Here is a 13,317-nt window from a genome sequence, read left to right as displayed (position 1 = left end):
CTCTAACCAACTGAGCTATAGGGGCCTGTCCACCCTAGCAATCCGAGAGCGATGCTCGGAGCGTCGGTGCCCGGCTCTACGATCGGCGCTGCTGATGTTCGATCCACGCGAGGAGGCTGACCAGCGTGCTGAAACGCTGCGGGACGTGCCGTGAGTTCAAGCCCCTCACGGAGTTCAACCGGAAGTCCGCGCGTGCCGATGGTCTGCAGGAGGTCTGCCGACACTGCAATCGCGAGTCTTCCCGCGCCTACTACGCCCGCAATCGCGAGCGGCATGTGCAGGTCATCGTGGAACGCACGGCGATGCGTCGCGCGGCGGCGAAAGCCTTCCTCGCCGTATATCTCCGCGAGCATCCGTGCGTCGACTGCGGGATCCCTGACTTGCGCGTGCTCGATTTCGATCATCGACCCGGCGACGGGAAACGCAAGGACGTCATGGCAATGGTGCGGGAAGGCTTCAGCATCGCCAAACTCGAAGAGGAGATCGCCAAGTGCGATGTCCGGTGTCGCAACTGCCACGCGATCGTGACGCTCGAGCGCGGCGGCGTGAATTGGCGGTCTGAGGCGATGCGCCGAGCGATGGACCGATAGCTCGCTCAGCGCTTCCCGTTGCCCTTGCCACTCCCGCTGTTGCTGCCGGGGCCGTTTCCGTTGCCATTGCCGCTGCCGTTGTTGTTGCCGGGTCCGCTGTTGTCGCTCCCGCCTCCGCCGGTGTCCGCCGGCGGCGCCTCCTCGGGAGCGACCTCCTCGGCCGGCGCGATCGCCGGCGCTTCCTCGACAGGAGCGTCCTCCGTCGGTTCCGGGGAAACCTGCTCGACGGGGGACGTCGGCGCGGGTTCGGGTTCCGCAGCCCAGCTGTTCGCCAGCCAGAGCGTTCCGAGAGCGATCGCTATCGCAAGGAGCGCCGCGAGCACTGCGCCGATCATCAGCACCCGACGCGAGGGACGACGCTCGTCGTCCGGGACAGCGGGGAGGACCGGTGACGTTGCGACAGCAGACGTCTCCACTGCGGTAGGCACACCGGCCGCTGACAGGCGGGCATCGCGGCGGAGCGCCCCGGGCGCGACAGGAGGTGATGCGGGTGCCGGCTGGGGAAAGATCTGCGTGGGGCCGGTGGCGATGATCGCGACCGGCGCGGTCGACGGGTCGGCGTTCTCGCGGGCGATGGTGTTCTCCATCGCTGCCAGTCGCGATGCCGCCGTCACCACCTCGAGCGCGGTCGGCCGGTCGTCGGGGCGGATCGCCGTCATTCCGCGCAGCAGACCCTGCCATGCCGGATGGAGGGACTCGGGGATCTTCGGCGCCGCCGACAGGCGCGCCATGACCGTGCCGATGCCCTCGGCCTCCCCGAACGGGCGCTCGCCCGTGAGCGCCTCGATGAGCAGCAGCCCGAACGCGTAGATGTCAGCGGGCGGCGCCGGCGCGACACCTCGCGCCTGCTCGGGCGCGACGTACGCCATCGTGCCCACGATGACGCCCGGGGTGGTCACCCGGGCCGAGTCCATGAGGTAGGCGATGCCGAAATCGGCCAGCTTTGCCCGCCACTCCCACCCGGGCCGCGGCGAGGACCACAGGAGCACGTTGGAAGGCTTGATGTCGCGGTGCACGACCCCGTGGTCGTGTGCCACGTGGAGCCCTTCCGCGATGTCGATCGCGATCGAGGCGACCACGCGGGGATCGACCGGTCCTCGTGCGATCAGGTCGCGCAGCGTGATGCCGTCGACGAGCTCCATGACGAGGTAGCTGCTCTCATCCGTGCCGACCCGGGCATCGAACACGGTGACGAGCGAATGATGGCTGAGGGAGGCGAGGAGCGTCGTCTCAGACAGGGCGCGCTCGACAGATCCGATGGCGTCGGTCGGCTCACGGAACACCTTCACGGCGACGAGACGCTGGAGATGCGTGTCCTCGGCGCGATACACACGCGCCATGCCGCCCTCTCCGATGCGTTCCCGCAGCAGGTAGCGCCCGTCCAAGAGCTCGCCGGTGGCGATCTCTCCGGACGCGAGCAGGTCAGTCACATGTCCTCCCACCCGTTGCGCGCACCCCTCCGGCGCCGCATCGGGCCTGGTACCACGGTACGGACTGCGCTCCTCGCCGATGGAGGGCTTGACGAGCCTGCTTCGACGTGCAAGCGCGTGCAGCGCGGCCGCCGGCGCACCTCGCAGGCGCCGGCGGCCGCGCCGCCCCCCATTGCCGGCGTGACGCCGGCGTTCGATCACTGAGCCGGAGGCATCAGGACCGCGTCGATGAGGTACACGGTGGCGTTGGCGGTCTGCACGCCGCCGCAGATCACGTTGGCGTCATTGACCTTCCACATGTCGCCCTCGCCCGTGACCTCGAGGTCGGACCCCTGCACCGTGGTGTGGGTGCCCGCGATGTCGGCCGGCTCGACCCGGCCCGGCACCACGTGGTACGTGAGGATCGACGTCAGCGTCGCGCTGTCGGTCTTCAGCGACTCGATGGTGGCGGGGTCGATCATCGCGAAGGCCTCGTCCACCGGCGCGAACACCGTGAACTCGTCGCCGTTCAGCGTGTCGACGAGGTTCACGTCGGGATTGAGCTGCCCGCTCACGGCAGCGGTCAGCGTCGTCAGCATCGGATTGTTGGATGCCGCGACCGCGACCGGATCCGCTGACATGCCTTCGATCGAGCCGTCGCCCTCCGGCACGGCTTCGGCGTACGCCGCGCAGCCGGGGCCGACGAGCCCGGCGGCGGGATCGGCCATCGGCTCCTCGCTGGCCTCCATCGAGGGTGTCGACGTCGAAGGTTCGGTTGTGGATTCTGCGGTCGATCCGCCCATCGAACAGGCGGACAGCGCGAAGGTCGCGGCGACGGCGAGCATCAGCCCTGCCGACACACGCTTCCGGGTGATGCGAGACATCTCTTCCTCCTCTGTGCGGTCCTCGGACCGCGGTCTGCGTGTCCCCGGTGCGGGGAGCGTGCCGCGAAAGCGGCTACACGGACTGTTCGGAGGGCTCGTCGCATCGGATTGCAGATCGGATGAAGCGGATGCTGCCGCCCCGGATCGCAGCATCCGTCCCGGTCGCGCAATCCGAACGCGGGGCCGCCCCGAACAACCCACGACGCATGACGCATCGCCCGTCACCAGGGGCGGTCGCCGCCCCGCGTGCGACGTCGAGGCGCCGCCGGGCGTGGAAGTGTACTCGTTCACCTCCGGGCGAGGCCACGACGGGTCGGAGGGAAGCGCGTAGGGCATGCTGGAACACATGGTGATCGACGGGATCGACGTGCCGGACGACGGCACGGAGCCCGTCGATCGCGTCGCACAGCTCCTCGTACGCGCCGCGGGAGGCGATCAGGCGGCGTTCGCCCGCCTCTACGACCTGCTGTCTCCCCGGGTGTTCGGTCTGATCCTCCGCGTGCTGGTCGACCGTGCGCAGAGCGAAGAGGTGCTGCAGGAGGTCTTCCTCGAGGTGTGGCAATCCGCCGCGCGATTCGCTCCGAACAGAGGTCAGGGAAGATCGTGGGTGCTGACGATCGCGCACCGCCGAGCCGTCGACCGCGTGAGGTCGTCGCAGGCGAGCACGGATCGCGACGTGCGCGCGGGCTTCCGAGACCTCGACGTCGCCCACGACGGGGTCGCGGAGCAGGTCGAGCTCCGCATCGAGGGGCAGAAGGTGGCGGTGGCGCTCTCGGGGCTTCCCGATGCCCAGCGGGAGGCGCTCACCCTTGCGTATTACGGGGGTTACAGTCAGAGCGAGATCGCGGCCCTGGTGGGGGCGCCGCTGGGCACGATCAAGACGAGGATGCGGGACGGCCTGTCCCGCCTGAGAGCCGAGATGGGGGTGACCGCGTGATGGACGAGCAGGAGTTCGCCGAGCTCGCCGCAGGCGCTGCGCTGAACGCGCTGTCGCCCGCCGACCGCGCGGCCTTCGAGGCGGCGCGACGCGAGCACCCCGAGTGGGAGCACTGGATCGAGACGGATGCCGCCACCGCCGTGGCGCTCGCCGATACCGTCTCGGACGCCGTGCCTCCGCTGACGCTGCGCTCGACGCTGCTCTCGCGGATCGCGACGACTCCGCAGCTTCCCGCGATGGACGCGGCGGTGGCCGCGACTGCCGAGCCCGTCGATCGGTGGACGCCCGGCCCGACGCCCGCACCGGAACAGCACGACGACGACCCGCCGGTCGAGCCGCCCCCGCCGACGGCGGTGATCCAGGCGGTCTCGCGACGTCGCTGGACGCGGGGCATCCTGACGCTCGCCGCCTCCATGGTGCTGCTCGTCGCGCTCGGCCTCGGGGCCGTGCAGATCAACGAGTACATGAACCGGCCTCCCGAGGTCGTGGCGCTGCAGCAGATCGAGGACGCCCCCGACGCGCGGTCGGCGACGGTCGAGGTCGCGGACGGCGGGACGTCCACGGCGCACTGGGCGGAGTCTGTGGGCAAAGTCGTGCTGGTGTCGCAGGGACTGCCGCAGATCGCGGACGACGAGAGCTTCGAGCTCTGGTTCGTGCGCGACGGCGCCGCGGTGCCCGCGGGGGTGTTCGAGCCGACCGACGGGACGACGACCGCGCTGCTCGAGGGTGCGATGGAACCCGGCGACGTGATCGCGGTGACGATCGAGCCCCAGGGCGGCTCGCCGACGGGGGAGCCGTCGTCCGACCCGATCGTGACGATCCCGACGGCCTGACGCCGGCGACGTACGCCCGGTCGCTCTGCTCGTCGAAGCGCCGCCGCGACGCCCCCGATCCGGGTAGCGTGAGGCCGTGGCATCCGTCCCCCAGAGAGCACAGACGGCACAGTCGACCCAGACCCTCGCGCACCTGCGCCGCGCGCGCGACCTCATGGATCGCGACTACGCGCAGCCGCTCGATGTGCCCACGATGGCGGCGAAGGCGCTGATGTCGCCCGCGCACTTCTCGCGCGAGTTCAAGGCCGCGTACGGTGAGACGCCGTATGCGTACCTGATGACCCGGCGCATCGAGCGCGCCATGGCCCTGCTCCGCGAAGGCATGTCGGTGACGGATGCCTGCACTGCCGTCGGAGCGACCTCGCTCGGCTCGTTCAGTTCGACGTTCACCGAGATCGTGGGCGAGACGCCGAGCTCGTACCGTTCACGCCCGCACGACGCCGCCGAGGCGATGCCGCTCTGCGTCGCCAAGATCCTCACCCGCCCGACCCGTTACGCCTGATCGGAACCGAGCAGGATCGGAGAAGCGCGCGGGGCAGCGTCGCTCTAGCGTGGCAGACATGACGAACATCGCCCTGGCGTACAGCCCCATCACCGTCGACGACGTCGACGCCGCCATCCCCTTCTACCGCGACGGACTCGGTCTCGAGGTCGTGAACGACGTCGCCTACGACGGCCACCGCTGGGTGAGCTTCGGGTTCCCCGGCCAGCCCGGCCTGTCGCTCGTGGTGTCCGACCCGACGGCGGGCCGATCGCCCGAGGACGGCGACGCGCTGCAGCGCCTCGTCGTGAAAGGCTCCGGCCCCGGACCCTACGTGTTCACCACGACCGACCTCGACGCCACCTTCGAGAGGCTGCGCGCCTTCGGTGCCGAGGTGCTGCAGGAGCCCAAGGAGCAGGGCTGGGGTCCGCGCGACGCCGCCTTCCGGGACCCGGCGGGCAACCACATCCGCCTGAACCAGGTCTGAGACGGGCGCGCGAGGTGTGCCTGCCCTGGGTCGCCGCGATCAACCGCGAGCCCGTGCTCGCGGCGGCGAGTAGCCTGGACGGAATGAGCGACTCGTCCAGGGAGTTCCACAAGCCCGTCCGCCGACCGGCCGAACTCTTCGACCGGGTGTTCGCCGCCGAGGACCCGGCCGAGGTCTCCCGCGTCGCGCACACCACCGCACATGCCCTGCTCGCACGCGTGAGGGCCGACCCCGACGGCACCGTCGTGGACCGGCTCGTCGCCTTCACCGACGAGCACGGCATCGACGACCTCGCCGAGCTGTGGTCTCGGTCGCCCGCGAAGACGCTTCCCGGCGCCCTGTGGCGGCTGTACCTCGTGCAGCTCATGATCCACGACGACCCGCGCACGGCCGCGCTCCTCTACGAGCGCGGCCGTGCCGAGCTCCGCTCCGCCGACGACGTGGTGGCCGGCGCCCCGTCCCCGGCGGGACCGGAGGAACTCGTCGCGCTGGTCGACACCATCCTGCGAGGGCTCTTCGAGGGGGACTTCGCCGTGGCGCTCGACCGGGCGGCCGCGTTCTGCCGGGTGCAAGCCGCCGGCGCGACCCACGTCGCCGACGATTACGAAGCGACCGAGCCCGACCGTGCGTCGACGTTCACCACGCGCGCCCTGCGTCTGTCGGACTACGCCGCCGACCTCACGGCCTGCGCGGCCCTCTGGCGCCGCGACGCCCTGAACTGACCCCGCGGCCCGCTCTCCCCGCCCCCCGCCCCCGCCTGTCTGCGCGTAGGCCCCTGCACACAGCGTCGGATCCGCAGGTACGGACGCGCTGGATGAAACGTCGGCCGAGCGTCACCGCGAAGCGGCGTGTTTCGGGTCATGTCCGCATGTGCGGATCCGATCCTGCGCCGGGGTTCGCGGCGGGCGCCGCGCCATCCGCGCGCCGGGCCTCCTCCCCAGACCGGATGACGATCGGCACATCCACAGACTGAAGGCGAGCAGCACCCAGCCGAATGCCGATGGGCCGAGCATCAGGGGATGTGCACTGTCGACGCGCCTGCCGTGATGTCATTTCGTGAATTGAGCGCGAAGGGCTACACGCCCCGCCGCATCCGCGCCGAAGTAGCCGGCGGTTCCTGGCGGGTGCTCCGCCGGGGCGTCTATGCGCGCTCGGGCGCGTGCAACGCGGTGGCTGAAGCCGCCACTCACGGTGGCTCGCTGGCATGCGTGGGGGACACGCCGGCGGATGCGCCGATCAACCGGCGTGTTGCCGCGGGCGTCCGCACCTGCGGATCCGCGGGTGCTGACGGGAGTTCGATGCCATCCGGGAATCCTCGTCGGGGGCGCCGAACCGGCGCGGCCTCGCCGGGGCCGGAACGTGCCGGCGGTGGAGCGCCAGGGTGCCGATGCGCTTTGCGGGAGAGACGCTCGGCCTCGATCAGCGCGTGCGGGGAAATCCGGGCATGAAAGTGCCGGGCCGCAGAACGCCTCTCGGCGCGGCGCCGCTCGAAGCGGCAAATTTTGGAGCCCGGGGTTACTGCGGCCCGGCCGATCCAGTGTAACCGAGTCCGCGGTCGCGGCATTCCCGAACGCCTAAGCTCGGGGGCATGGCCCTGCGTTTCGCGCTCGTGATCGAGCCCGCGGCATCCGATGATCCTCGTCCCGATTTCGCCGACTCGTTCCGCGTGATCGACCCCTCCGCCCCGGCGCTCAGCGTCGGCGAGCTGAGCACGCAGCGCGGCGACGGCATCTTCGAGTCGATCGGCGTCGTCGACGGTCACGCGCAGGAGACCCAGGCCCATCTCGAGCGACTCGCACACTCCGCGCAGATCTGCGACCTCCCCGCCCCGAACCTCGAGCAGTGGCGTCAGGCCGTCGCCGTCGCCGCGCAGCACTCGCCGAGGGAGGGGGAGGGCGTCATCAAGCTCATCCTGAGCCGCGGCGTCGAGCACGGTCCGGCGCCCACCGCGTGGGTGACCGCGACGGCCGCCGCCGACAACTCCCTCGCCCGCGAGAAGGGCATCCGGGTCGTCACGATGGACCGCGGCTACGGCATCGACACCCCCGCCCGGGCGCCGTGGCTGCTCCTGGGCGCCAAGACCCTGTCGTACGCCGTCAACATGGCCGCGATCCGCGAGGCGAAGCGGCGCGGCGCCGACGACGCCGTGTTCGTCACGTCCGACGGCTTCGTGCTCGAGGCGCCCACGGCGTCGCTCATCCTCCGCATCGGCGGGCGCTTCGTCACCCCGGCGCCCAACGGCGGCATCCTGCACGGGACGACGCAGCTGAGCCTGTTCGCCCACCTCGAAGCGCAGGGGCACGAGACCGGGTACGAGGTGCTTGCGACGAGCGCGCTCGGCGAAGCGGATGCTGCGTGGCTGGTGTCCAGCGTGCGGCTCGCAGCTCCGATCACGGCGATCGACGGCATCGAGGTCCCGCTGGACGCCGAGCTGACCGCATCCTTCAACCGGTATCTGCTGAGTCCGCGCGACTGAGCCCCCGAGCTCACCTCGTCACGCCCGAGATGCCGCGGTGCGAGCAGCGCGAGACCGGGCAGCGCGAGCGCGACCCACGTCAGGGCATTCCGCGCCCGCAGGACGACGAAGCCCCTCGCCAGGCGGCGAGGGGCTTCGTTCGTGGAGTGGGACGGGCTTATCCGAAGCGGCCCGAGACGTAGTCCTCGGTCGCCTGCACCGAAGGCGTCGTGAAGATCGTCTTGGTCTCGTCGTACTCGATGAGCTTGCCCGGCTTCCCGGTGCCGGCGATGTTGAAGAACGCCGTCTTGTCGCTCACGCGCGAGGCCTGCTGCATGTTGTGCGTGACGATGACGACCGTGTAGTCGTTCTTCAGCTCGCCGATCAGCTCCTCGATGGCGTACGTCGAGATCGGGTCGAGCGCCGAGCACGGCTCGTCCATCAGGATGACCTCCGGCGATACCGCGATCGCGCGCGCGATGCACAGGCGCTGCTGCTGGCCGCCCGACAGGCCCGAGCCCGGCTTGTCGAGGCGGTCCTTGACCTCGTTCCAGAGGTTGGCGCCCTGGAGCGACTTCTCGACGAGCGCCTCGGAGTCGGACTTCGACATCTTCTTGTTGTTGAGCTTCACGCCCGCGAGCACGTTCTCCTTGATGGACATCGTGGGGAACGGGTTGGGGCGCTGGAACACCATGCCGACCTGACGGCGCACGAGCACCGGGTCGACGTTGGCGCCGTAGAGGTTGTCGCCGTCGAGCAGCACCTCACCCTCGACGCGGGCGCCGGGGATCACCTCGTGCATGCGGTTCAGGGTGCGCAGGAACGTCGACTTGCCGCAGCCCGAGGGCCCGATGAAGGCGGTGACGCTGCGCGGCTCGATGTCGAGCGAGACGCCTTCGACAGCCAGGAAGTCGCTGTAGTAGACGTTGAGGTCGTTGACTTCGATGCTCTTGGACATGGTTCCTGTCGATTCTTTCGGGTGAGGATGCTCAGCGGCCGAGCTTCGGCGAGAAGACCTTCGCGACGATGCGCGCGATGAGGTTGAGGAGCATCACGAGGACGATGAGGATGAACGCGGCGGCCCAGGCGCGGTCGATGTAGGCCTGCGCGGGGATGCCCTGGTTCATGTACTGCGAGTACGCGAACACGGGGAGCGTCATCATGCGGCCCTCGAAGAGGTTGTAGTTCATCGAGGTCGCGACGCCCGCCGTCAGCAGCAGCGGCGCGGTCTCGCCGATGACGCGCGAGATCGAGAGCATGACGCCCGTCGTGATGCCGGCGATCGAGGTGGGCAGCACGACCTTCGAGATCGTGCGCCACTTCGGCACGCCGAGCGCGTACGACGCCTCGCGCAGCTCGTTCGGGACCAGTCGCAGCATCTCCTCGGTGGAGCGGACGACGACCGGGATCATCAGCACCGACAGGGCGATGGAGCCCATGATGCCCATGCGGACGCCGGGACCGAAGATCAGCGCGAAGACCGCGTAGGCGAACAGGCCGGCGACGATCGACGGGATGCCCGTCATGACGTCGACGAGGAAGGTGATGCCGCGGCTCAGACGACCGCCACGCCCGTACTCGACGAGGTAGATGGCGGTGAAGATGCCGATCGGGATCGAGATCACGGCCGCTGCGAGCGTGATGAGCACCGTGCCGACGATCGCGTGCAGCGCACCGCCGCCTTCGCCGACCACGTTGCGCATGGACGACGTGAAGAACTCGGCCGACAGGCCCGCGACGCCGTTGACGACGACGGTGATGGCCACCGAGACGAGGGGGACCATCGCGATGAGGAACGCGATCGTCACCACGCCCGTCACGAGGCGGTCGACGCCCTTGCGGCGACCCTCGACGAGCGACGAGATGATCGTGATGAGCGCCAGGTAGAGCAGGCCCGCCACGATGGCCCAGCCGGCCAGATTGAAGCCCTCGCCGGATCCCATCGCGATGATCGCGAACAGCATGGCACTCGCCACGAGGCTGCCCACGAGGATGGCCCATGGCGCCCAGACGGGCAGGTGGCCGCTGGTCAGGCGGGGCGTCTCGCGCACCGGTGCAGCAGCCTTCGGAGGCTGAGGAGGAGCGGTCGTCACGGTCATGTCAGTTCGCTCCCGAGAATTCCTTGCGCCGGCTGACGATCCATCGGGCGATGGCGTTGACGGCGAAGGTGACGATGAAGAGGATGAGGCCCGTCGCGATGAGGACGTTGATGTTGAGGCCGTAGGCCTCGGGGAACGTCAGCGCGATGTTGGCGGGGATCGTGCCCGGGTTCTCCGAGGTGAAGAGCTGGAAGGTGACGACGTTGGCCACCGAGAGCACCATGGCGACAGCCATCGTCTCTCCGAGTGCACGGCCGAGGCCGAGCATGGAGGCCGACACGATGCCGCTGCGGCCGAAGGGGAACACGGCCATGCGGACCATCTCCCAGCGCGTCGCACCGAGGGCGAGCGCGGCCTCCTCGTGGAGGACCGGCGTCTGCAGGAAGATCTCGCGGCAGATGGCCGTGATGATCGGCACCACCATGACCGCGAGGACGATCGCGGCGGTGAAGATGGTGCGGCCCGTGCTCGAGACGGTGCCGCTGAAGAGCGGGAACCACCCCATGTTCGCGTTGAGCCAGGCGTAGACCGGCTGGACGGCGGGGGCGAGCACCAGGATGCCCCAGAGGCCGAACACGACGGAGGGCACCGCTGCGAGCAGGTCGACGATGTAGCCGAGACCCTGCGCGAGGCGGCGCGGTGCGTAGTGCGAGATGAAGAGGGCGACCGCCACCGCGAGGGGGACGGCCATCAGCAGCGCCAGGAACGACGCCCACACGGTGCCGAACGCGAGCGGCCAGACGTACTCCCAGAAGTTCCCGGAGAGGATGCTGGCGGTCTCGCTGGTAGCGGTGAGACCCGGGATCGACTGGATGATGAGGAAGATCGCGACGGCGGCGAGCGTGACGAGGATCATCACACCGGCGCCGAGCGCGGTTCCCGAGAACCAGCGGTCGCCTGGCCGCTGCTTGACCTTGCCCGCGGCGGGGGCGGTCGTCGTGGTCATGGTGTCCTTCTGGATTCGGGTGCTCTCAGGGTGATACCCGGCCCGGTCGTTCGACCGGGCCGGGTATCGGGGGCTTACTCGACGACGATCAGCTCGATCGCCGCGTTGACCTGCTCGCGCAGGGCGTCCGAGATCGGCGCGTTGCCGGCGGCGGCAGCAGCCGCGTCCTGGCCCTCCGCGCTCGCGACGTACTCGAGGTAGCCCTTGACGATCGGGGCGACCGCCGCGTCGGCGTACTCCTGGCACGCGATCATGTAGCTGACCAGGACGATCGGGTAGACGCCGGCCTCCTCCGAGGTGCGCTGCAGCTCGATCGCGAGGTCGCCCTCGCCACGACCCTCCTCGAGGGGCGACGCGTCGACGATCGCCGCGGCGGCCTCCGGCGAGTACTCGACGAACTCGTCGCCGACCTGGATGGCCGCGGTCGACAGGCCCTCCTCGGCGGCGCGCGACGCGTCGGCGTAGCCGACGGTGCCGTTGCCGCCCGCGACGGCCGAGACGACACCCGAGGTGCCCTGCGCGGCCTCGCCGCTGGAGAGCGGCCACACGCCGTCGGGCTCGGAGGTCCACACGTCGCCGGCGGTCTGGAAGAGGTAGTCGGTGAAGTTCTCGGTGGTGCCCGAGTCGTCGGCGCGGTGCACCGGCGTCACGGCCAGGTCGGGGAGCGTCGCGTCAGGGTTGAGCGCGGCGATCGCCGGGTCGTTCCAGTTGGTGATCGTGCCGGCGAACAGGCCCGCGGCGGTCGCGGCGTCGAGGTTGAGCGAGTCCACGCCCTCGACGTTGAAGATGATCGCGATCGGCGAGATGTAGGTCGGGAGCTCGATGATGCCCGAGCCGTCGACGCACGAGTCGAACGGGCCGGCCTCGATCTCCTCGACCTTGAACGCGCGGTCCGAGCCCGCGAACGGGAAGGCGCCCGCCTGGAACGATTCGCGGCCCGCGCCGGAGCCGGACGGGTCGTAGTTGATGGTGACGTCAGGGTTCGCCGTCTGGAAGCCGGCGGTCCAGGCCTGGACCGCGACCTCCTGCGACGACGCGCCGCCGCCCGAGATCTCGCCGGAGAGGTCCGACGCGGCCGTGGTCTCGTCGGTGGTGCCGCCGGGGGTCTCGTTCGAGGCGCAGCCGGCGAGAGCGAGAGCCGCGACTGCGGCGACAGCGCCCACCTGGGCGATGCGAGAGATCTTCACTGTGTGAATCCTTCACGTGTCAGGGAAACAGGCCGAAACGGCCTTCGGGTTCGAACCCGGTGCGGGGTTCGCTCTGAAACGTAGGCTCGGACTCTTAAGAGAGTGCGCTGTGCGGGTGAACGGAAGGTGAACGGGATGCCGACATCCATGCATCGGCATTGACATGCAGAGGCGCGTTCCCGCGGAATTCCGCGACACGAAGCTCCGTTCGTTCACCGGCGCCCGCTAAGGTTCCCGCATGAGCAAGACCACCAGAGCACAGCGCAAGGCCTTCGACGCGATCGACGATGCGGAGTCCGCGGCGAAGAAGGCCCGCCGGGTCGCCAAGACTCTCCCGGCGAAGAGCGCGAGGAAGCTGCGCGAGCTCGCCGCCGAGACCGTCGACGACGTCGACGTGTCGAAGAAGGCGATCCGCAAGAACCCGCGCAAGGTGGCGAAGAAGGCGCACCGCGCCGAGGATCGCGTCCGCAAGGCCACCCGCGCCGCGGTCGTGAAGGCCGAGAAGAAGGCGCGCCTGCGGGCGGAGGCCGAGCGCGCCGCCGCCGAGGCGGCGAAGGCGGCCGAAGAGGCGAAGTCGCGCGCCGCAGAGGCCAAGGCGCTGAAGAAGGCGGCTGCGAAGGCCGAGCGCGTCGCCGCCAAGGCCGAGCAGGAGGCGCTCGAGGCCGACCGTGTCCTCGAGGCGGAGCTCACCTCCGGGGAGGCGGACACGGATGCTGCCGCCACCGCGGCGCCGGAGCCCACGGCCGCGGCAGAGGCCGTCGTCGCGGCAGCCCCCGCAGTCGAGGCGCCCGCTGCCGCTGCGAAGGCACCCGCGAAGCGCTCCACGACCCGCACGCGCTCCCCGCGTGCGCAGAAGCCCGCGAGCACGCCGACTGCTGCCGCCGCAGCATCCGACTCCACCGCGCTCGACACGCTCACCGTCGCGCAGCTGCGCGAGCGCGCCCGTGCGGCGGGCCGGGCCGGCTACTCGCGGCTCACCAAGGCCGAGCTGATCACCCTGCTGTCCTGA

Annotated in this window: 14 protein-coding genes; 8 read left to right on the top strand and 6 right to left on the bottom strand. The window is 70.1% G+C overall.

What is annotated here, in order from left to right; all coding sequences use genetic code 11:
• Positions 1-125 precede the first annotated feature (125 nt).
• Positions 126-590: a hypothetical protein gene (locus tag AC3A46_RS14860; RefSeq protein ID WP_487665885.1), complete on the top strand. Its 465-nt coding sequence runs from the start codon at positions 126-128 to the stop codon at positions 588-590.
• 5 nt (positions 591-595) lie between these two features.
• On the opposite strand, the gene AC3A46_RS14855 is transcribed toward AC3A46_RS14860, so the two are convergent.
• Positions 596-2,020 carry a serine/threonine-protein kinase gene (locus AC3A46_RS14855; RefSeq protein WP_487665884.1) on the bottom strand — a complete coding sequence of 475 codons (1,425 nt, stop codon included), beginning with the start codon at positions 2,018-2,020 and terminating at the stop codon, positions 596-598.
• Between the two features lie 197 nt (positions 2,021-2,217).
• Positions 2,218-2,883 carry a fasciclin domain-containing protein gene (locus tag AC3A46_RS14850; RefSeq protein WP_487665883.1) on the bottom strand — a complete coding sequence of 222 codons (666 nt, stop codon included), beginning with the start codon at positions 2,881-2,883 and terminating at the stop codon, positions 2,218-2,220.
• 334 nt (positions 2,884-3,217) lie between these two features.
• Between AC3A46_RS14850 and sigK the strand changes: the two genes are divergently transcribed.
• The 6 genes from sigK (at position 3,218) to AC3A46_RS14820 (ending at position 8,097) form a co-directional block, all read left to right on the top strand.
• Positions 3,218-3,820, top strand: a complete 603-nt coding sequence (gene sigK, locus AC3A46_RS14845; protein ID WP_487665882.1) for an ECF RNA polymerase sigma factor SigK — start codon at positions 3,218-3,220, stop codon at positions 3,818-3,820.
• Entirely contained in the window at positions 3,820-4,653 is an 834-nt protein-coding gene (locus AC3A46_RS14840; RefSeq protein WP_487665902.1) for an anti-sigma factor, read from the top strand. Before sigK ends, AC3A46_RS14840 begins: the two co-directional genes overlap by 1 nt.
• Positions 4,654-4,807: 154 nt before the next feature.
• Positions 4,808-5,155: a helix-turn-helix transcriptional regulator gene (locus AC3A46_RS14835; RefSeq protein ID WP_487665901.1), complete on the top strand. Its 348-nt coding sequence runs from the start codon at positions 4,808-4,810 to the stop codon at positions 5,153-5,155.
• Positions 5,156-5,213: 58 nt separating this feature from the next.
• On the top strand, positions 5,214-5,621 hold the full coding sequence (locus tag AC3A46_RS14830) for a VOC family protein (RefSeq protein WP_487665881.1): 408 nt from the start codon (positions 5,214-5,216) through the stop codon (positions 5,619-5,621).
• A gap of 83 nt (positions 5,622-5,704) precedes the next feature.
• On the top strand, positions 5,705-6,343 hold the full coding sequence (locus AC3A46_RS14825) for a DNA-directed RNA polymerase subunit beta (protein WP_487665880.1): 639 nt from the start codon (positions 5,705-5,707) through the stop codon (positions 6,341-6,343).
• Between the two features lie 866 nt (positions 6,344-7,209).
• Complete coding sequence (locus AC3A46_RS14820; protein ID WP_487665879.1) at positions 7,210-8,097, top strand: aminodeoxychorismate lyase; 888 nt, start codon at positions 7,210-7,212, stop codon at positions 8,095-8,097.
• Between the two features lie 157 nt (positions 8,098-8,254).
• Here AC3A46_RS14820 and pstB read toward each other — a convergent pair whose 3' ends face one another.
• The 4 genes from pstB to pstS form a co-directional block, all read right to left on the bottom strand.
• Positions 8,255-9,034, bottom strand: a complete 780-nt coding sequence (gene pstB / locus AC3A46_RS14815; protein ID WP_045298071.1) for a phosphate ABC transporter ATP-binding protein PstB — start codon at positions 9,032-9,034, stop codon at positions 8,255-8,257.
• 31 nt (positions 9,035-9,065) lie between these two features.
• Positions 9,066-10,175, bottom strand: coding sequence for a phosphate ABC transporter permease PstA (pstA, locus tag AC3A46_RS14810; RefSeq protein ID WP_487665878.1), 1,110 nt, complete (start codon positions 10,173-10,175; stop codon positions 9,066-9,068).
• 1 nt (position 10,176) lies between these two features.
• Complete coding sequence (pstC, locus tag AC3A46_RS14805) at positions 10,177-11,121, bottom strand: phosphate ABC transporter permease subunit PstC (protein ID WP_487665877.1); 945 nt, start codon at positions 11,119-11,121, stop codon at positions 10,177-10,179.
• 74 nt (positions 11,122-11,195) lie between these two features.
• A complete protein-coding gene (pstS, locus tag AC3A46_RS14800) occupies positions 11,196-12,308 on the bottom strand; it encodes a phosphate ABC transporter substrate-binding protein PstS (RefSeq protein ID WP_487665876.1) in 1,113 nt (370 codons plus the stop codon).
• A 238-nt stretch (positions 12,309-12,546) separates the two neighbouring features.
• On the opposite strand from pstS, the gene AC3A46_RS14795 reads away from it, so the two are divergent.
• Complete coding sequence (locus tag AC3A46_RS14795) at positions 12,547-13,317, top strand: hypothetical protein (protein WP_487665875.1); 771 nt, start codon at positions 12,547-12,549, stop codon at positions 13,315-13,317.

The organism is Microbacterium sp. Soil_C_42 (assembly GCF_057656735.1).
The sequence above is the reverse complement of the archived record's forward strand: the minus strand, read 5'-3'. Positions and strand labels throughout refer to the sequence as shown.